Genomic DNA, 20,058 nt, shown 5'->3' with positions numbered 1-20,058 from the left:
GCGTCAAATCCGGGTAGGTGGGTTTGCCCCCGAGGCGAAGCGGGGATGAGTTTTAGCCTTAATTAAGTGTTTCCTGAGCGTCGGTGGGCGAAGGTCTGGTGTTGGGTTTCGGTATTCAAATTAGAACGAGCCAAAGCCTTAGGAATCGTTCGGCTTAGGTAAACTGTGGCCCGTGAGTGAAGAGAATAAGAAGAAGTCATCTGCACGCGCGCAAGCCCAAACGGCAGCAAAGAACAATCCGGTAGGCGCTCCGCTTTCCGTCCTTGTGGCCGCCGGAATCGCAATTGTGCAGTCTGTAGCTGTAATGGCTTTTGGCATTTTTCTTATCGTGCGCGAACTCAGCGGCGCCGAGAATGCTTCGATGGTTTCTGAGGCGGGCGCGCTGAAGTTCGTTGGGCTCGGCACAGCTATCTTTATCTTCATCGTTTTCGGCTTCGTTATCATCGGTTCTCTCGCCTTTGTCAAGGGAAAGCGATGGGGAAGGGGAGCCGTAGTCCTCGTTGAATTTATCCTGGCGGCCAGCGCATTTCAGATGTTTAGTGGCGGCTCGTCAGTGCTTGGCACAATAACGCTGTTGAGCGCTATTGCTGCCTTGTACTTCCTGATGTTCGTCCCGGCTTCGTCCCAGTGGGCAGAAGCCAACTTCTGATTTAGCAGACGCTACTAGAGTGCGGTGAGCCCAACAGCGGTTTCGCCCCGTTGTTCAACGATGGTGGTTCCTGCGATCGTCAAAAAGACAGGGCCGGTGTAGCCGCCACGATCAATCTTGATGGTCCGCTCGGTCTTACCTGTGGACCAATCAACTACAGCGATGCCCTTTTCAGTAGGCATGAGCAAGCGCTCGCCGAGAGCAACACCGGTGCCGATGGCATCCTCTAGAACATGGTCAACCTTCAATTCCGAAGGAGTAAACAGGTACAAACGCTCTCCATCGAACCAAGACATGTGGTGTGGCAGGTCAGCTGTCGCTGGAGCATAAGGCGTGGAAGCGTTAGTCACATCTGGTGATGCGGCGACTTCAGTAGAGGCGATTGTATTGCCGGACTTGTCATAAGACTCAATACGCGGCTTTTCGCCTGGCTGATAAACCGCGGCGGACTCCTGGCCTACTGCGACCAATCGGGATCCCTCGTTGGCCATTCCAATGTTGGCGGTGACCTCAGGTTTGCGCGAATCCTCTGGGGTGGCGCCTACCAGGCGCAGCCACGTAACTGAGGCGTCATCGGGGCAGGTTTCAGTTAAGGCGAGGTTTTCGGTTCGAGTGAGGGCCGAATTGATGCTGCAGTCCTCATGCTCCTGCATGTCGGGCTCCTGCTTTGCCTGCACGTCACCGTATTCGATGGTGCGCACCATGTCTGAGCGCCACAGATCAATGCGATCTGTAGACACCGTGCCCACACGGTCGTTGGAGGAGATCGGAATGACCTCTTCAGAGTTAATCGCGCTGCGGGTATCGGAGTATTGGCCCGTTGCGGCATTGATAGCTACGGTGTCACCGCATCCAGCATTGTTACGGTACGTTGCTACAACCTTGTCCCACGCGCTACCCAATGAACACAGCTCTGTGTTTTTGCGGGTGTAGTGCCATTTCTCCTTGCCGTTTACATCAGAAGCAATGATCGTATCGCCTTCGTGGGTGATCAGAAGCCCCTGGGAGGCGAGTGCACGATGCTGTCCGGGAACCGTCTGGTTGGGAAGCTCGAAGGCAATTTTGAAATTTTTAGGAGCTTGCGCAAGGACTTCTACCTGGTCAGGCGCAGCGGTAGCCGCGGGAGCGAGTTCGGAGTCGCGAATATCGGCGGTGAAATATGCACCTCCCACAGCGATAGCGCAAACGGCGGCGATAGCGCCGGTTATCTTCCAGTCAGTCGCGGTGGCGCGAAGGATGGGGGTCTTGCTCATCGGCGGTGGCTCCTTGAACGGCGAGTTCGGGTTGTTGTGGCGTGGGTCTTTGGGGTATCCCGCAACTTAGCTGTCCCGATAACCTTTGTCGCAGGGCCAACTGATTCTTTAACTCCCTCCGGGAAGCCTAAAGCTGCGGAGAGTTCCGGGGAGGTGCTAAACCACTGAGGTGGCTCAGGTTCGCCGAGGCCAAGCTCGTCATTGATTACTTGCCACTTGCCGAGCTCGTCATAGCCTACGAGCGTAACAGCGGTGCCGGTGTGCCCTGCGCGGCCAGTGCGTCCGATTCGGTGCACGAAGGTCATAGGATCATCTGGAACCTGGTAGTTGATGACGTGAGTGACGTCGTCGACGTCGATACCGCGCGCTGCCACGTCGGTCGCGACTAGGATTTCCACCTTGCCCTCGCGGAAAGCATTGAGGGACTTTTCGCGGGCGGCCTGACCCAGGTCACCGTGCACTGCGCCGACCCGGAAACCACGGCGTGCGAGCTCATCCGCTACCTCGGCAGCGGAGCGCTTGGTGCGGGCGAAGATGATGGTCTTGCCGCGGCCTTTAGCTTGTAGCGCGCGGGAGATGATGGCGAGCTTGTCCATGCGGTGTGCCTGGAACGTGACTTTGCGGGTGGACTCGTGCGTTTGGTTCTCGTCACCAGATTCCGCCCGGATGTGAATAGGCCGGTTCATGAAAGTGCGTGCGAGCGTCAGGATAGGGCCGGGCATCGTGGCGGAGAAGAGCATGGTTTGGTGTTTGTTGCCATGCAGCAGTTCGAGGATTTTCTCGATGTCCGGCAAGAAGCCTAGATCGAGCATCTCGTCGGCTTCATCCAAAACCAAGATGGCCACGTGGTCGAGCTGGAGATGGCCCTGCTGTGCCAAGTCCAAAAGACGGCCGGGAGTGCCGACGATGACGTCGACGCCCTTTTCCAAGAGCTTGATTTGCTCCTCATACGGCCGGCCGCCATAAATGGTAGCCAGGCGCAGCGGGAGGTTCTGAGAGGCCAGGGTGAGGTCTTCGCCGACCTGGACGGCTAGCTCACGAGTAGGGACCACAATGAGGGCGCGCGGGGTGCCGTCGAGTTCTTCAATATCAGCGTCATCAAAAACGCGATCGAGCACAGGGACGCCGAATCCCAGGGTCTTACCCATGCCGGTGCGTGCTTGGCCAATGAGGTCTTGTCCGCCCAGCGCGATCGGAAGAGTGAGCTCTTGAATCGCAAACGTGCGCACAATACCGCGGCTGGCCAGGGCATCTACGATCTCTGCTGCCACTCCAAGGGCGGCGAAAGTAGGTGGTTGCGTGGTCTTAGACTGTTGAAATGACACACCTCGATAGTAGCGGGTGGGGCTATAGTGGGGCCATTAGAACCAATTCGAGCACAACTACCTCTCGCAAGGAGAATACAAGAAACATGGATATTAAGATCGGATTCGCAGACACCGCTCGTGAGCTCGTCATCCGCGCGGATGGTACTCAGGAAGAACTGGCCGCAAAGATTAATGGTGCACTTGCTGACAACTCCACCCTGGAGCTGGAAGATTCCAAGGGACGCAAGTTCATCGTCCGCACTGACCGTGTGGTTTACGCAGAGATCGGCGTCGCCAAGGCACACGCCGTCGGTTTTGCAGGTGCCTAAACATCGATACTCATGATGCGTTCGCGTTCATAGTGCCGCATCGACTTCACTAAGACTTCTGGCTTCTAGCCGCGTGAGTTAGAGCATGAATTAGAGAAGGCGCATCCCACAGCAGAGTAATTCCGCTCGAGTGGGATGCAGAAGGTAATCTATTTCCTTATGGAATTACCTGTGGATAACTCGCAACGCGCCCCACGTCATCCGCATCGCAAACCCGAACAAAGCAATTGGTTAGTAAGGTTTGCTCACGAATACGGCTGGTGGCGCGTTGTTGCGATCCCCGTGATGATAGTGCTGACTATCTGGGTTATCGCAGACGTGATTGACGCGACCACAGGCACGGACGGCACTCAGGTCGCGCAGACCAGTCAGTCGCCGCAGCCCGAGCCTTCCGAGAAGCTGGGCCCCGACCCAGCAGATGCCGGTGACATAAAGGCAGCCAAGGACCAACTTCCCGCAGGCGGTGACTTCACCGAAGCTGGCGATGACACCTACCGTGATGCGGGTCCAGCCGGCGCACACGCAGGCAAACGCGGCAAAACCGTAGTTCGCTACTCCGTGGAGATCGAAAACGGCGTTAACACTATTGCCTATGGCGGCGACTCCGCCTTTGCGGCTATGGTCGATGCCACCCTCGGTGATCCACGCGGTTGGACCTCAACCGGGGATTTCGAATTCATTCACGTTGCGGCCGACGATAAGCCTGACACGCGGATTCGGCTGACTTCTTTGGCCACGACTGCGAAGCTGTGTGGCGCGCAGCTCAACACCGAAACGTCGTGTCATACCGGCATCACTGGAGAGTCCACGGTGAACCTCAACGAGTCCCGCTGGGTACGCGGCGCCGTTCCTTTTGAAGGCGACCTTGGCAATTACCGCCAGTACCTCATTAACCACGAATTTGGCCATGCAATCGGTTACGCTTCCCACCAGGCCTGCGGCGGCGAAGGCAAGCTCGCTCCCGTCATGATGCAGCAGACGCTGAGCTTGAATAACGCCGAGTTGTACAGAAAGGACTCCAAAGAGATCTACCCTGATGAGGATGTGACCTGCGAGCCCAACCCGTGGCCTTATCCGAATCCACGCATCAAGGATCCGCACAATCCGGAATAGGAGAACCCAATGTTGCTTCCCCCAGAACACGTGTTGTCCGCCTTCCACGCGGAGGCGAATTTCCGCCAGATCCGCGGCGAGGTCTTGGGTCCGGAATGGGACCACGGTATCAAGGTAGGCGACGTCGTCTATGCCCGTGCCAATGAATGGTCGGGGTGGTCCGCCAAGGTCCGGGAGAAGATGTCCTTAGCGGGTGCACGAGTCGTGCGTCCGGTGCTTACGACTGACGCGCGCTATACCGCTGCTGGGTGGAAGGCCAATCAGTACGTTCCTGGCCAGCTGCGCGGACGCGTTGATGAGACTGCGCAAATGGCGTTGCGTTTGGACGAAGCGATGTCAACCGTGCCTCTGCCCAACGTGGGGCAGCGCGACGACGTATTCGCACGTGCTGAGCGTGCCGCGTGGGATGAGACGGGGGAGGCCTATTCTGATGTTGACCTCGCAGGAATTCCGGTAGGTATTGCGCACGTCGATGTTCTCGGAACCACCATCTTTGCGGATACAAATCCGCCTGCGCTTGTCGACGTCGTGCCATCCGCGGCGCCCCGTCCAGTTGGCTGGAGCGCCGCGCTCGTCATCGTCGATGGCCTCATCGCGGACGTTGTGGATGACGGCATCTGCAACCGCTTTGGGCACGTTCCAGGAATGTCCCAGCTTCTGCTGCGTGCCTCGGCTTATCGCCGTTACGTCAATAACCTGCACCCGCAGTCGAAGACGACCACGCGTTCGAACATTGAAAGGGTTGAAGCTCTGCTCGTGTCCAGGTCATCTGAAATACTGAACGGGTGAGTTACGATCCCCGTTCTACCGCCCGCGCAGGCGTCGTCTTGCCGCCTTCCCCTCAAGTCCGTCTAGTCCCGCGTACTTCCCAGCGCAGCTCGCGTTCCTGGGATTTTCCGCTGCCTGAAACAGGCAGATGGCGCGTGACGGGTACGGCGGGTTCCGGTGTCTCGAGCCTGCTTGTCGACGTTGTCTTGAACAAGCTGCGTTCCGGCGCTGACCCCTCGGGGATCTTGGTGGTCTCCACGTCGAAGGAATCTGGTTCGATCCTGCGGCGCGAGCTGGCGCAGCACTTGGAAGATTACGCGGCGCAGGCATCGATGGTGCGCTCGGTGCACTCCTTGGCCTTCGCACTGCTGCGGACAATCTCAGAAGAAGAGATTCGTCTCATCACCGGCGCTGAGCAGGATGCGGTCATCCGTGAACTGCTGGAAGGCCAAGCAGAAGAAAATCGTGGTAGCTGGCCCGCGGAGGTCCGCCCAGCCATGACCTTCGTGGGGTTTGCCCGGCAGTTGCGTGACTTGCTGCTGCGTGCCATCGAGCGTGGCAAGGGCCCGCATGAGCTCATGGAGTTGGGGCAAAAGTACCAGCAGCCTATGTGGACCGCGGCAGGCGAGTTCCTACTCGAGTACGAACGCACGCAGCAGCTGGCTGGTCTGCATTCTTACTCTGCAGCAGAGCTCGTCAACGAGGTCTTGTTGCACTCGGAGTTGGTGGAGAAGCATCCGTGGCACACCATCATCGTGGATGATGCGCAGCTGCTGGACCCGACCTCGGGCAAGCTCATCGAGGGGCTCTCTTGCAGCACAGAGCTGACTGTGGTGGCGGGTGACCCTGACCAAGCCGTCTTTGCTTTCCGAGGCGCCAACTCGGAGTTCTTGACCTCCTTCCCAGCGGAACATGAGCTGGTGTTGGAGGAACCTCGGCGTCGTCCAGCGCCTGCATGCATCAGCATCGTGGATTCGCGCTCGACCCTGCGCGACGTTGTTGCGGATGCTGTCCGGCGCCGCCATTTGGAAGATGAGGTGCCGTGGCGGGAAATCGCGGTGATTGTGCGTTCTACTGGTGACATTGGCCAGGTGCGCAGGACCCTCCTGGCGGCCGGCGTGCCGGTGCACATCAACCCCACGGACGTTATTTTGGCGGAGCAGCGCCTAGTCAAGTCTATTTTGCTGGCGCTGCGCGCATTGGACCATGAGTTGAGCAACACCGAGTTGGAGGAGCTTGTCACGGGACCTGTCGGTGGTGCGGACCCGGTGACGTTGCGGCGCCTCATTCGTGGACTGCGTAGGTGGGCGCCGCAGTCCCGCGGCATCGATTCCTTGCGGGCGCTGTTGGAAGGCGAACTGCCGGACTTTAGCGGTCTGCTTACCGAACGCGAACAGACCATCCTGGAGCGTATCCGCTCGATCCTGGATGCAGGCCGTGCAGCACTGCGCGCGCAGGCCTCTATCGAGGAAACCCTGTGGGAAGTGTGGAACGCCACTGGCCTCGACGCGCGTTTGCAGGCCGCGGCCTTGCGTGGTGGTGCCACGGGCTCGCAGGCAGACCGCGACTTGGACGCGATGATGTCGCTCTTCGACGCGGCCGGTGACTATTCGGAGCGTCGTCCTGGTGCGTCCCTGGAGGCTTTCCTGCGGCATATCGAGGAACAGGAGCTACCTACGGGCGTGCGTGATCGCCGAACCGCAATTCCGCAGGCGGTAGAGGTAATTACCGCGCACGGTGCAGTGGGGCGCGAGTGGGACACCGTGGTTATTGCAGGTGCGCAGGAAGGCACCTGGCCTTCGTTGGGCGAGACCGGTTCCGTCTTTGGGCAGGAGGATCTCATCGACTTGCTGGATAAAGGCATCGCGCCGGGCACACCGGTGAGTCATGTGGCCAGCCGCTTGAGGGAGGAGCGCCGCTTGTTCCACGTCGCTACCACCCGTCACCGCAGGCGCCTGCTCATCGCAGCTGTCGACGCCCCCGAGGCCGCTGTGCCTGAGGAACCATCTCGCTTTGTGGGGGAGTTTGCGCTGAGCGGCTCTGTCGACGTTCCTGGTGCGCAGACGCGCCGGGAGGCAACCAAGCGCCTGCGTGCGGCACAGTTGCCGCGGGAGCTCGGCCTTGCAGTCCCCGAACCTGCGCCGGTGTCGGTGCGTGCGGAACGCGAGATCGACCCACTCGATGTGGCTGTGCTTTCGGTGCCGTCCTTTGTGGCGCAGTTGCGTCGGGTTGTGGTGAGCGCTTCCAGCGGTGAGGCAGAGCGCAGTCAGGCAGCCCGCCAGTTGGCGCGCTTGGCTAAGGCAGGAGTACCCGGTGCCCATCCAGAGAGCTGGTGGGCTGCGCGTTCGGTGGCCACGGATGTCCTTGCAGACATGGAAGAGGCCGTGGCGGCGGGGCGCGTTTCGCCGTCTCGTGTCGAGGCCTTGCTGAATTGTCCGCTCAGCGCCATCTTGGGCAACCTCGCGGAAGAGGAGTCCACGCCGATGCACCTCATTCGCGGCACCATGGCTCATGCCTACCTAGAAGCGTTGGGCAGGGGAATCGAACCTGAACAGGGCAAGAAGATGGTTATGGAGGCTTTTGCTTCCATCGTGGATGGGCCTGGATGGAAGACGCGCAGCGATATGGCCGCCTTCGAGCGGCTTATCGACCGCACCCACCAGTGGGCTATGAACTCCGAGTCCTCCTTCGAGCTCATTGGTGTTGAGGTTCCCGTCTCCGTGGAAGTCCTGCCTGGCATTACCGTTGCTGGTTACATGGATCGCCTAGTCAAGGCCGGGGATGACTACATGGTGGTTGACCTCAAGACGGGCAACAGCGCTGTGACCGCAAAGCAGGCCAAGGAAAACCCACAGCTGATGACGTATCAGTTGGCTTTGGAACGCGGTGAACTTGTCGGTGTTGTGGACACAGCCGACACGGAACCAGGGGAGAACCCCGGCTCTTCGCCGGTCATCCGTACTGGTGAAGGCCTGCCGTGTGGTGGCGGTGTATTGGTCTATCCCGCCCATGACAGCGTCAAGATCACAACGCGCGACCAAGCAGCGGTGCCGCCGGAAGAGCTTGCGGCCTTCGCCGAAAAGCTGCCGGCGCTCGTTGCTGAATTACATAGTGAGCGCTTGACCGCGCGCGAGAATGATTCTTGTGATCGCTGCGCTATTCGCTCTATTTGCCCAGTACAAGCCGAGGGAAAGCAGGTCTCTGATGAATTCGCAGTCTAATCTTCTCAGCCCGGCAGAGCTTGCCACGGCCCTGGGCAAGGCGTTTCCGCCGACGCCGGAGCAAGCCAAGGTAATCGAGGGCGAGCTCGGACCAAAGCTCGTGGTGGCGGGTGCCGGTGCGGGCAAGACCGAGACGATGGCTTCGCGCGTGGTCTATTTGGTGGCCAACGGCATGGTGGCGCCGGAAAAGGTCTTGGGTCTGACGTTTACCCGCAAGGCCGCGCAGCAACTCGAGCAACGTATTCGCAAGCAGCTCATCAAGTTGCGTGACTCGGGAATCGTGCAGCCTGGTACGGCCGCGGCCGAGGCTTTGGAAAATATCGCGCCAAAGGTTGCCACCTATGACTCCTACGCGGGTGACTTGGTGCGTGAATACGGTTTGCTCATGCCTGTGGAGCCGACAGCGCGCATCATTACCGATGCTGAGCGCTACGCCATCGCACACGACGTGGTGGTCAATTACGGCGGCAAGCTGTCGGCCTCGCAATCGTTGGGCCACGTGACGGATACCTTGCTCAAACTGGCGCAGGCCATGGACAACGGCTTGTTGGACCCAGACGAGATCCGCGAACATGCACGGATTTTCACAGCCACCGCTTATGACCTAGAAAAGACTAGGAGGAATGGTCCGGAGTTTACCAAAGAAGTCCAAAATTTCCTCAATAAGCAGCAGTTGCGCGTGGAGTATCTGCCACTGGTGGAGGCCCTCAAGGAAGAGCAGGCCGCTCGCGGCGTGATTACCTTCGGTGAGCAAATGGCTATTGCCGCGGCCTTGGCGGAGAGCCATCCGCAGGTGGGCGAGCAGCAGAGCCAGCGATTCAACGTCGTCATGCTGGACGAGTACCAGGACACTTCCCATGCCCAGCGCGTGTTGCTGCGCTCCTTGTTCGGCGGGGTCCGCGCCGGTGTTTCGGTGACCGCAGTGGGCGACCCTATGCAGTCCATTTATGGCTGGCGCGGTGCCACGGCAGAAAACCTTGCTGCCTTCGTTGAGGACTTCCCTCAAGCAGACGGTTCGCCGGCGCCGAAGGACCAGCTCACCATTTCGTGGCGTAACCCACAGCAAACGCTGACGCTGGCTAACGACGTTGCCGGGCACCTGTTTGCGGAAACCGGCGGGCCGCGCCCAGTTGATGAATTGTCGCCGCGCGATAACGCCCCAGAAGGCGAGGTGAAGTTGGCCTACTTCGCCAGCGAAAACGAGGAACGCGAGTTCGTAGCGAATCACCTCAAGGCGCAGCTGGATGCGTGCGAGGATCCGAGCCGCTTTAGCGCGGCGGTTCTGGTGCGCACCAACAAACAGTCGCCGCTCATTTCGCAGGCCTTGGACGCAATCGGCGTGCCCAATGAAATCGTTGGTTTGGGCGGACTGCTTTGGCAGCCTGAGATCCAAGACCTCATTGCTGTAGCGACCATTCTCCTGCGCCCGCAGGACACCAATGCTGCCTTACGCGTTCTCACCGGCCCGATGTGTGGGTTGGGTGTGAAGGACCTCAAGGAGCTGCTGGCTCGCCAACGCAATCTGGCGGGGGCAAGTGTTGAATCCGCAGGCCGTCTTCGCTGGGAAGGCGGCGATCCTGTCGAGCACCTTGCCGCGCAGCTGGCCGAACTCACCAAGGAGGACACGAGCCAGGTCTTGGGCCTTGCCGACGCCCTCGCAGATTTGGGCGAGCGGGAGCGCTACAGCGCGGCTGGCCTTGCTCGCATGGAAGAGCTTTCAGCGAAACTGCGTCATCTGCGTACCTACTCGCTGAGCAAGTCACTGAGCGATCTCTTTGCGGACATCGAGGCGATGTTCAACATTCGCACCGAGGTGCTGGCAAACGGACAGCTGGGCGGGACGACGCACCTTGATACATTCGCCGACATTGTTGCCGGATTCCATGGGGACTCCTTGGGAGCACTTCTGGACTACCTCTCCATGGCGCGTGAGCACGAAGACGGCCTGACCCCGGGCGAGGTTCCAGCTGTTGAAGGTCGCGTGCAAATCATGACCGTGCACAAGTCCAAGGGCTTGGAGTGGAAGCACGTGTGCGTGCTACACGCTGACTCCAGTAGTTACAAGGCCCAGGCGGAGACCTTCCTCACGCTCGTGGAAAAGGCGCCCACTGATGAGGACGTCATTGAGCTCGAGCCCGATGCTGTCAAGCGCTCGGCATTTGAAAAGGCCTGCGATGCCTATAAAGCATCGGTCCGCCAGAACCAGCGGGAAGAGGCTGCTCGCCTGTTCTATGTTGCGATGACGCGTACCGAGTCCACCCTGACCGTTACTGGTTCAGGCACCAACCGCAAAGGTGGCAAGGCACAAAAAGGACCTTATGAATACCTGGAGCTGTTGCGCGAGAAACACTCGGACCTGGTCAGTCACTGGGACGTTCCAGCGACTCCTGAGGAGGCCGAGGCGCTCATCACCCTTCGTGAGGGCACGTTCCCGTCGCTGCACGCTAACCCGGATGCGCTGCGCGGTGCTGATCTCGTGCTGGACGCAATGGAAGAGCTGCCGGCATTGCGGGCGGGGGAGACCTTCGAGTTGTGGGAGCAAGAAGCCGGAGCCCTCATCGAGGAATACGCCGCGCTTAAGGCCCCTGTGGTTGATGTGGAGCTGCCGACTGAGCTGACCGCCTCCGACATGGTGTCTTTGAGCTCCGATCCCATTCAGTTCGCGCGCCGCCAACGCCGACCAGTGCCCTTCAAGCCGAACGCCTACGCGAAGCGCGGTACCGCCTTCCACGCGTGGCTGGAGGAGAGGTTCGGTTCACCAGCCTTGCTGTCTGAATACGAGCTGCCTGGTTCTGATGAGCAGCCAGAGCAAGACCTGGAATCACTAAAGGATGCATTCTTGAACTCGCCGTGGGCGCAGTGCACACCAGAATATGTCGAAGCACCCTTTGAAATCACCATCGGTGAGTCGGTCGTCCGCGGCCGAATGGATGCCGTATTCCGTGAAGCCGACGGAACCTGGCTCATCGTGGACTGGAAGACTGGCCGTCCGCCTGCCGGTGCAGCGATGCGTGCCGCCGAGATCCAGCTCGCCGTCTATGCAGAGGCTTGGCGGCGAGTGCATAAGGCGGAGAATGTACGCGCTGCTTTCTTCTATGTCCGCGATGGTTATCTCTTCGAACCGCGTAATTTGCCCACTGGAAAGGAGCTAGTAGAACTCCTTGAATCGTCAGTTTCAGGTCAGGCGGGCTAAGGTATTGAGCCGGTCCGGAAAACGAGTCATCGGGTCATCGCGGTCTATGCATTCTGTCCGCTGTGCAAAATCGTTTAGACTCGGAGAACCCCGGATCGCTCAACGAGGTAAGTAATAAAAGGAAGACAGAACTTCAGTGCCGAAACAAAGTGCGAAGCGCATTGGACGCCGCTTCAAAGCGCGCTTTATGCCGCAGATTGAGCTGACTTCACAGCCCGACCACGCACTCATTGACGTGATCACTGTTCCGCGTGCGGTCAGCGACAGCCCGTGGAAACAGCTGGGCAGCCGCGTGCTGTGGGCTCTAGCGCTTCTGGTTTTTGTCACCGTCGTGGTCTACTTCGATGGCGGCGGATATAGCGAGGAACTGTCGCTGCTCGATGCTTCCTATTACGCAGCGGTCTCACTGACCACAGTGGGCTATGGTGACATCGTCCCGGTCACGCCGCAAGCTCGCTTCATTAATCTTCTGATTGTCACGCCAGCCCGCCTGGTCTTCCTTGTGTTGTTGGTCGGTGCAACGTTGTCAGTGCTGACAGATAAAGCACGCCGTACATTTGAAATCCAGAATTGGAGAAAGCAATTGCGCAACCACACAGTTGTCATCGGTTACGGCACCAAGGGTGCGGGAGCGGTCGCTGCTTTGCTGGCTGATGATGTCCCGGCTTCCCAGATCGTGGTCATCGATACCAATCGAGCCTCCCTGGCCAACGCAGAGCACCACGGCTTGGTCACCATCTATGGCTCCGGTACCAAGCAGGACGTCCTCCGCATCGCGGGCGTAGAAAATGCCTCCTCTGTGGTGGTCACACCGTCCACAGACGATACCGCTGTGCTGTGTACTCTGTCGGTCCGCGAGCTGAACCCCAAGGCGAAGATCGTGGCCTCCGTGCGTGAGTCCGAGAACCGCCACCTGCTGCGCCAGTCCGGTGCCGATTCCGTGGTTACCTCCGCCGAGACCGCCGGCCGCCTGCTTGGTCTAGCCACCGTGACGCCGACCGTGGTGGAGATGATGGAGGACCTGCTCTCCCCGAACGAGGGCTTCTCCGTTGCCGAGCGCCCCGTGCGCGAATTTGAGGTTGGCTCCAACCCGCGCCACCTCGCTGACATCGTGCTCGCTGTGCTGCGAAACAACGAGCTACACCGCGTCGATACGGCCGATGCTTACTCGCTTAAGCCTGGCGACCGCCTGCTCTACATCAAGCACGAGATGGAGCAAGCCAACGAAGAAGAGGACGAAGAAGAATAGTGTTTCTGCCTGTCACCGAGACCAACCGCGTACCAGTTGATTCCCAAGGCGCCCCGGTCTTGGTCGCAGAACCAACCGGCCCCATCCTCGTTGAGGTAGGGGCCTTTCAAGCTTTTTCGATGCCCGAGGAACAGGCCAAGGTGTTAGGAACGCTGCGTGACGCCACGTTCTTCGCCGACCACCCTGAGCTCCTCAAAGCCATCCACTTGGTGCGCAATCGTCGAGAGCTGCGCTTCGACCCGCGAACTGGACGGGAACTGGAGTATCCTGCCCCGGGCGTCGTCGGGCGCGATGCCCACAACGAGCACCGAATTGTGTTTCCCCGCCTTGACCCCGCAGTGATTGGAATCATCCACCTAGCCGGCACGGACAAGATTCTGTTGGCCAAGAATCGGATGCGTAATAGCTTTTATTCGCTCATCGCCGGCTACGTCGATGCTGGAGAGAACCTCGAGGAGGCTTTCACCCGGGAGGCCCTTGAGGAGACCGGAATGCGCGTGCGCGAGGTGCGCTACTGGGGCTCACAACCCTGGCCCCCAAGCGGCTCGCTTATGGTGGGCTTTTCCGCGGTCACGGACGATGTCCGGGCCGTTTGCGATACTGATGGGGAATTGGTAGAGACCCGTTGGGTTAGCCGGACTGAGTTGCCTGAGCTGACCATTGCCCGGAAGGGCTCGATTGCACACACGATGATTATGGAGTGGTACCACGGTGAATAGGCCGGATTTGTCCCTGTTGGATGAGGACCAACGCGCTGCCGCGACCGCCCCACGCGGACCGGTATGCATCTTGGCGGGTGCCGGTACAGGTAAGACGCGTACCGTGACCTACCGCATCGCCAACATGGTGGACCAGGGCTTCGTTAGTCCGCAGCGCATCCTCGCCGTCACTTTCACCACGCGTGCGGCGGGGGAGATGCGCGATCGCCTCAACCAGATGGGCGTCGGTGGCGTGCAAGCCCAGACCTTTCACGCGGCGGCGCGTCGCCAGCTGCGCTACTTCTGGCCACAGGTCGCAGGCGACCTTCCATGGGAGCTGTTGGATAACAAGTTTTCCGTGGTCGCGCGGGCTGTGCGCTCACTGAACTTGGACAATTCCAAGGACTCGATTCGTGACTACTTGAGCGAGATCGAGTGGGCCAAGTCTTCTCTCATTGGTGCCGATTCTTATCCGGAGGTCATCGCCACCACCGACCGTGAAGCACCCACAGATCCTGCGAAAGTGGCGGAGGTCTTTCGGCGTTACGAGCAGCTCAAGTCCACACAGGACCGCATGTTCTTGGACTTCGACGACCTCCTCATGCATATCGCCGGGGCAATCGAGAACGTGCCCTCGGTAGCCGAGGTCTTCCGCGAGCAGTACCGCACCTTCGTCGTTGACGAGTACCAGGACGTCACGCCCTTGCAGCAGCGGGTCCTTAATGCGTGGTTGGGAGACCGAGACGATCTCACGGTAGTCGGCGATGCTAACCAGACGATTTACTCCTTCAACGGCGCTTCGCCGGACTATCTGCTCAACTTCTCTCGCACGTATCCCAATGCGACCATCGTGAAGCTCCAGCGAGACTACCGTTCCACGCCGCAGGTCACGGATTTGGCTAACTGCGTCATCGCTAAAGCTACGGGTCGCGCGGCGGGAACCCGCCTGGAGCTGCAGGGTATGCGCGATCCCGGTCCTGAACCCACGTTCAAGGCCTATGAGTCGGAAGAGATCGAGGCGAAGGAAGTAGCAGGCCAGATCCTGACGCTCCTCAACAAAGGTGTGAAAGCATCAGAGATCGCCGTGCTCTACCGCATTAACGCGCAGTCGGAGCAGTTTGAGCAAGCGCTTGCCGACGCCGGCATTGTCTACCAGGTCCGCGGTGGTGAAGGGTTCTTCCGTAGGCCGGAGATCCTCGAAGCCATTCGCGTCCTCATCGCGGCTACTCGCCGTGATGACCTGCCAGCAGACCCGGTGGCGATCGCGCGCGCCGCGTTCGTCGAGTTGGGACTTACTCCTACCGAGCCGCAGGGTGCGCAGGCGCGTGAGCGCTGGCAGTCTCTCAATGCGTTGGTGGATCTCATTGCGCAGATCGTGAACGACCACGAAGGAATCGATCTCAACGGGGTCCTCGGCGAGCTGCATCGTCGCTCCGAAAACAAACAGAATCCCACGATGGAAGGTGTCACCCTCGCCACCATCCACGCAGCTAAGGGCCTGGAATGGGATGCGGTCTTTCTGGTTGGGCTCACTGAGAAGCTCATGCCCATCAACTACGCCATCAAGGCGGGCGACGAGCAGGTGGAAGAAGAACGCCGCCTGTTCTACGTGGGCATTACCCGTGCACGTGAGCACCTTGCATTGTCGTGGGCCTTGGCTAAGACGACGGGCTCGCGTGCCTCGCGCGAGCGCACCCGCTTCTTGGATGGATTGGTGCCGGGGATCGAGGAAACGCCGGGCAGCGGGCGCCGGTACCGCCAGCGCAAGTGCCGAATTTGCTCGGCTGAGTTGACGAGCCCTGCTGAGAAAGTTCTGGGCCGACACGAGTATTGCGAGTATGAGGGCGATGAAGAGGTCTTCTCCGCGCTGCGCGCCTGGCGCGCGAAGACCGCTCGCGAAGCGAAGGTTCCGGCCTACGTGATTTTCTCCGACGCCACGCTGCAGGCGATTTCAGAAGTCCTGCCAGCAAGTGAGGCCGAGCTGCTCGACATCTCGGGCGTGGGGCCTTCGAAGCTGGAGCGCTATGGCGCGGAGGTCCTGCAAATCATCGCTGCGTTGCGTTCCTAATCGCGGCCGCACGGGAGCCTGTGCTGCCGTCCACCGCAAATACCCAGACCTGGGAACCCAGAACCCAAGGTCGCGGAAAAGCGTGCCAAGCGCCCAAGCGATCGCGACCAGCAGGACTGGGTGCCCAGGCCTGGGGATTTAGGAAGGCCCACACATAGCGCTACCGATTGCGTTTCGTTTCGAAGCAATAGGGGCACTTCGGGTGCTCGATAACTAGCCGGTATTGGTTATGCCCGTAGAGGTCCACCTCAAGCTGCTCGCCCGGCATCACTCGCGAGCTTTTCGCACCAGGCGGCGACGGCCAGCCAGCAAGACGCCTGACCAACACCGCGGACTGTACCGCCACTGCCTGCGCCACAAGGTCATCGGTGTTTCTGTCTGCATCAGCCAGCTGGCTGACCACTTGGTGCCATTGCCCATCCACGTCGATGCGGTGTAGATGCGTGCACATGGGGCAGGGGCCGCGGCCGTCGACGTGCACAGGCCCAATGACTCCGCGCGAATCGACCAGCGAGACCGGCAGGAATGTGCCCTTGCACTTGCTGAGTGCAGCAGCGAGGTTCACGGGTTCATGCAGCATGTCAGCCGCGACAACAGGGAAGTGCTCACTGACGCTTGCGATGTAGGAATACATATTCTCTGATTCCAGCGGATTGCGCAGGATGAATCCAGCATTATGAAATACCGTGCGCAGAGTTTGCGCCAGTGCACTGGAACCCAACACCACCACGCTTTGACACGGTTGCTCCGGCCAGAGGATGTTGTAACAGATGAGGTCTTCAATGAGCGTGCGCGCAGCCGCATCGTCCATACCCGCGCGGACCAGAAGCCGCTCAACGCTCTCTCGAGTCATCGGCTTACTTAGGAGGTTTAAGGCCTTAACAATCTGCATTTCTACCTCGACGACTCCCACTCGCGTGGCATCCATCCCGAACTGGATCACCCCAGGCTCGCGTTCCACCACGGCAACTCCCGGCGCGAGTGAATAAGTTGTCATCGTTGAGACAGCGTGCGATTTCCCTGCCATGCTTTCCCCCTAAAGCTGTGCGCGTGAGAATATTCCAACACAAGTACAATCACCTGTCATGTCGAATCAACAGCCCGCCCGCGAGTCCGCCCCAGAAGTGCGCGTGATTCGCTCCGCCAAGCGCAAGCGCACAATCCAAGCACGCATGGTAGACGGGGTATTGGAAGTTCGCATTCCGGCCTGGATGTCTGCCAAGGAAGAACAGAAAGCGGTCACGGATATGCTCGCCCGTGTTGAACGCAAGCACACCTCGTCGCGGCGTTCCGATGCAGATCTGGAAGAACGCGCCGCGGAACTCAACAAGCTTTACCTAGGTGGCCAGGCCAAGGTGGGTTCCATCCGGTGGGTCAGCAATCAGAACTCGCGCTGGGGCAGCTGTACGACGTCCACTGGAGACATCCGGATCACGGATCGGCTCAAGGACGTGCCGGAGTATGTCCTCGATTCCGTCATCATCCATGAGCTCACGCACACATTTATCCCCGGGCACGGGCCGCGCTTTTGGGAGTGGGCAGATCGCGCGCCAAAGGCGGAACGGGCCAAGGGATACTTAGAGGCCTACCAGCGCTTTGGCTGATAGGCCTCTAAAAGAGCAGCGGTGCGGCGAGATTACTTCTCGGATTCGGGGCCGTTAGGACCGTCGGTCTCGTCGCTTCCGTCCTGCGTATCCTTGCCGTCTTGCTCGCGAAGCATTTCTTCCAGCTTGGCAAACTCTTCTTCGAAGCCGGAATCGGGGGCGTCGTCAAGCAGGCTATCGATGAACGACGCAGGGTTCTCGATTTGCTCTGCGGTAGGCAGGAAGTCTGGGTGGTCCCAGGCCTTGTCGCGCTTTTCGGCGCCAACCGCGACGGTGGTGCGGCGCCACAGCTCCGCAGCGGCGTCGACCTTTGGGGCGGAGAGCTCAATGCCCACGACCTTGGAGATGGCCTGCTCCGCGGAACCGCCCGTAGCGCGGCGGTGTGCCCATGCCTCATTCATGGTAGAGGTGGACGGGATACGCTCGCCCAGCGCTTCATTGACCACGTGGTCAACCCAGCCCTCGACCAGAGCAAGCAGCGTTTCTAGGCGGGAGACCGCACCTGCGTTGCGGGAGGTGATGCGCGGGGTGAGGTCCATGCCCTGCAGCTTGCTCATCGCGTCCTGGATAGCTTGTGGGTCGCCGGACTCTAGGTTGAGCTCGCGGGTGGCTTCCTCGATGTGGGAAGTGTCAATGACCAGGCCAATGGCGTATTCCTCAACCGAGGAGACTAGGCGCTCCACCAGCCACGGAACGTGCTTAAACAGGCGCTGGCGGGCGGCCTCACGCGCGCCGATGTAGACCAGAATCTCCTGGCCTGGAACGTTGAGATCGCGGGCGATCCTCTGGATGTTGTGCGGCAGCAGAGCCGTGGTGCCGGCAGGGGAGACTGGCAGACCGAAGTCAGAGCCCGTTAGTGCCTGAGTGGCAAGGTCACCAAGCGCGCGGCCTAGCTGCATGCCGAAGTTCATGCCTGACATCTGGTTCATCATGTTTGCCATCGGGCCCATCATCTCGCGGGCTTCTTCAGGCATGGACTCCAGCTGCGCGTTGTTCATGTGCTGCGCCACCGGGGTGACCAGGCGCTGCCACATTGGAATGGTTGCCTCCAGCCACTCGGTGGAGTTCCATGCCTTCACTGCACCGGAGGCGGTGGGGAGATCGGTGGCGTCGTCAAGCCATAGCTCCGCCAAGCGGACGGCCTCTGTGACCGCGTTGATGTCAGCGTCGCTTACTTCTTTGTCAGTCGAAATCTGCTGCAGTGCGATGCGCTTTGCCATCTCGTAGTTGACTGGGCCGGCACCTTCCGCGGAGTTCATTGAGGAACCCATGCCGGAGAGCATCTGGCCAAATTGGTTCAGGAGATCTCCTAAACCACCGCCCGCTGCGCTTCCACCGAAGCCGAAGGCGCCAAACGGGTTCTGGTCGCGGCGTGAGTTTTCATCATCGCCGTCGTCGTTATTGGGGAAAGAAAAGCCGAATCCGTTGCTCATGGGCTCTAATCTACCGGCACGCGGCGGCTGGATTCCATGAACAACGCAACGCTGACAGCGAACACGAATGAAAACCATAACGAAAAACGTTGTAGGCTGTTTCATCGTGAATTCACCTGAAAATCGTCGACTTCGCACCCTTGCCTGGGGCGCCATCCCCGTCGTAGTGCTCGGTGCTGCATTGAGCATCGACCACATCCCCGGCACGGATGTTGCTCTGACCGTTCCTTATGCCGCGGAAGGGCCCGGACCCACCGTGGACACTTTGAGCGAGGTCGACGGTACTAAGGTCGTGGATGTGACTGCTCCCAAGACTTATGAGACCGCGGGACAGCTCAACATGACCACGGTCTCGGTGCGTACCAACATGACGCTGGCGCAGGCCCTGGGTCGGTGGATCATGACCGATGACACCCTCGTGCCCATTGATACCGTCATCCCCCAAGGAAAAACGGATGAAGAAGTCAACGAGTCCAACAAGCAGGCTTTTACCCAGTCGGAGGCCGCGGCAACGGTCGCTGCGATGAACTACCTCAAGGTCCCGGTCAAGATCGTCGTGGCGCAGGTGCTCAAGGACGCGCCGGCCACCGGGGTGGTTAAAGCCGAAGACATCATTACCTCCGTCGATGGCAAGGACGTCAGCGAGCCGGGCCAGGTCCAAGAGCTCGTGCGTTCCAAGAAACCTGGCGACAGGATGGAGCTCGGCATCGAGCGCAAGGGCAAAAAGCTCACCGAGGAAATCACCCTTGGTTCCCATCCGGATGATGACAGCGTCGCTTTGCTCGGCATATCCATGACATCGCAACCGAAGGAGGACATCAAGGTCCAGTACAACCTCCAGGACATAGGTGGTCCTTCCGCTGGCATGATGTTCACGCTCGCCGTAATCGACAAGCTTTCCGAAGGCGAGCTCAACGGCGGAAAGTTCGTGGCTGGTACCGGAATGATCAACGAGGACGGCACGGTGGGCCCCATTGGCGGCATCGTTCACAAAGTAGAAGCTTCCAAACAAGCCGGTGCGGAGCTCTTCCTAGCCCCGGCGGATAACTGCGCGGAGGCCACGAGCCGCGACACTGGCGACATGGTGGTGGCCAAGGTCGAATCCATCGACGACGCCATCGCGGCCATGGACAACTTTGCCCACGGCAAAAAGGTCGAAACCTGCGGCTAGAT

General features: G+C 59.8%; 15 protein-coding genes. 11 read left to right on the top strand and 4 right to left on the bottom strand.

Features of this window, described 5'->3' with window-relative positions; genetic code table 11:
• Positions 1 to 172 precede the first annotated feature (172 nt).
• Positions 173 to 649 carry a hypothetical protein gene (locus CHU71_RS09580; protein WP_005528183.1) on the top strand — a complete coding sequence of 159 codons (477 nt, stop codon included), beginning with the start codon at positions 173 to 175 and terminating at the stop codon, positions 647 to 649.
• A 14-nt stretch (positions 650 to 663) separates the two neighbouring features.
• Here the strand turns inward: CHU71_RS09580 and CHU71_RS09575 are convergent, their stop codons facing one another.
• Both CHU71_RS09575 and CHU71_RS09570 read right to left on the bottom strand, forming a co-directional pair.
• Positions 664 to 1,902: a hypothetical protein gene (locus CHU71_RS09575; protein ID WP_147760918.1), complete on the bottom strand. Its 1,239-nt coding sequence runs from the start codon at positions 1,900 to 1,902 to the stop codon at positions 664 to 666.
• Positions 1,899 to 3,227: a DEAD/DEAH box helicase gene (locus CHU71_RS09570; protein WP_147760917.1), complete on the bottom strand. Its 1,329-nt coding sequence runs from the start codon at positions 3,225 to 3,227 to the stop codon at positions 1,899 to 1,901. Before CHU71_RS09570 ends, CHU71_RS09575 begins: the two co-directional genes overlap by 4 nt.
• Positions 3,228 to 3,313: 86 nt before the next feature.
• Between CHU71_RS09570 and CHU71_RS09565 the strand changes: the two genes are divergently transcribed.
• The 8 genes from CHU71_RS09565 (at position 3,314) to CHU71_RS09530 (ending at position 15,848) form a co-directional block, all read left to right on the top strand.
• Positions 3,314 to 3,538: a DUF3107 domain-containing protein gene (locus CHU71_RS09565; RefSeq protein WP_049062983.1), complete on the top strand. Its 225-nt coding sequence runs from the start codon at positions 3,314 to 3,316 to the stop codon at positions 3,536 to 3,538.
• A 135-nt stretch (positions 3,539 to 3,673) separates the two neighbouring features.
• Positions 3,674 to 4,651: a DUF3152 domain-containing protein gene (locus CHU71_RS09560; RefSeq protein ID WP_187272065.1), complete on the top strand. Its 978-nt coding sequence runs from the start codon at positions 3,674 to 3,676 to the stop codon at positions 4,649 to 4,651.
• A 9-nt stretch (positions 4,652 to 4,660) separates the two neighbouring features.
• On the top strand, positions 4,661 to 5,440 hold the full coding sequence (locus CHU71_RS09555) for a hypothetical protein (protein ID WP_005528190.1): 780 nt from the start codon (positions 4,661 to 4,663) through the stop codon (positions 5,438 to 5,440).
• Entirely contained in the window at positions 5,437 to 8,640 is a 3,204-nt protein-coding gene (locus CHU71_RS09550) for an ATP-dependent DNA helicase (protein WP_255456431.1), read from the top strand. The genes CHU71_RS09555 and CHU71_RS09550 overlap by 4 nt, the downstream gene beginning before the upstream one ends.
• Positions 8,624 to 11,833: an ATP-dependent helicase gene (locus CHU71_RS09545; protein WP_187272064.1), complete on the top strand. Its 3,210-nt coding sequence runs from the start codon at positions 8,624 to 8,626 to the stop codon at positions 11,831 to 11,833. The genes CHU71_RS09550 and CHU71_RS09545 overlap by 17 nt, the downstream gene beginning before the upstream one ends.
• 187 nt (positions 11,834 to 12,020) lie before the next feature.
• Positions 12,021 to 13,082 (top strand): TrkA family potassium uptake protein, encoded by a 1,062-nt coding sequence (locus CHU71_RS09540; protein ID WP_086892461.1) that lies wholly within the window; start codon positions 12,021 to 12,023, stop codon positions 13,080 to 13,082.
• Positions 13,082 to 13,801 carry an NAD(+) diphosphatase gene (locus tag CHU71_RS09535; RefSeq protein ID WP_147760916.1) on the top strand — a complete coding sequence of 240 codons (720 nt, stop codon included), beginning with the start codon at positions 13,082 to 13,084 and terminating at the stop codon, positions 13,799 to 13,801. Before CHU71_RS09540 ends, CHU71_RS09535 begins: the two co-directional genes overlap by 1 nt.
• A complete protein-coding gene (locus tag CHU71_RS09530) occupies positions 13,794 to 15,848 on the top strand; it encodes an ATP-dependent DNA helicase UvrD2 (protein WP_147760915.1) in 2,055 nt (684 codons plus the stop codon). Before CHU71_RS09535 ends, CHU71_RS09530 begins: the two co-directional genes overlap by 8 nt.
• A 160-nt stretch (positions 15,849 to 16,008) precedes the next feature.
• On the opposite strand, the gene CHU71_RS09525 is transcribed toward CHU71_RS09530, so the two are convergent.
• A complete protein-coding gene (locus CHU71_RS09525) occupies positions 16,009 to 16,875 on the bottom strand; it encodes a hypothetical protein (RefSeq protein WP_049158706.1) in 867 nt (288 codons plus the stop codon).
• 58 nt (positions 16,876 to 16,933) lie between these two features.
• Between CHU71_RS09525 and CHU71_RS09520 the strand changes: the two genes are divergently transcribed.
• Positions 16,934 to 17,452 carry a M48 family metallopeptidase gene (locus CHU71_RS09520; protein WP_005528207.1) on the top strand — a complete coding sequence of 173 codons (519 nt, stop codon included), beginning with the start codon at positions 16,934 to 16,936 and terminating at the stop codon, positions 17,450 to 17,452.
• A 32-nt stretch (positions 17,453 to 17,484) separates the two neighbouring features.
• Here CHU71_RS09520 and CHU71_RS09515 read toward each other — a convergent pair whose 3' ends face one another.
• Entirely contained in the window at positions 17,485 to 18,885 is a 1,401-nt protein-coding gene (locus CHU71_RS09515) for a zinc-dependent metalloprotease (RefSeq protein WP_147760914.1), read from the bottom strand.
• 67 nt (positions 18,886 to 18,952) lie between these two features.
• Here CHU71_RS09515 and CHU71_RS09510 point away from each other — a divergent pair, with 67 nt between their 5' ends.
• Positions 18,953 to 20,056: a PDZ domain-containing protein gene (locus tag CHU71_RS09510; RefSeq protein ID WP_255456430.1), complete on the top strand. Its 1,104-nt coding sequence runs from the start codon at positions 18,953 to 18,955 to the stop codon at positions 20,054 to 20,056.
• Positions 20,057 to 20,058 lie beyond the last annotated feature (2 nt).

Source organism: Corynebacterium sp. LK14, from assembly GCF_008042215.1.
Classification (GTDB): domain Bacteria; phylum Actinomycetota; class Actinomycetes; order Mycobacteriales; family Mycobacteriaceae; genus Corynebacterium; species Corynebacterium striatum.
This window is presented reverse-complemented; position numbering and strand designations above follow the sequence as displayed.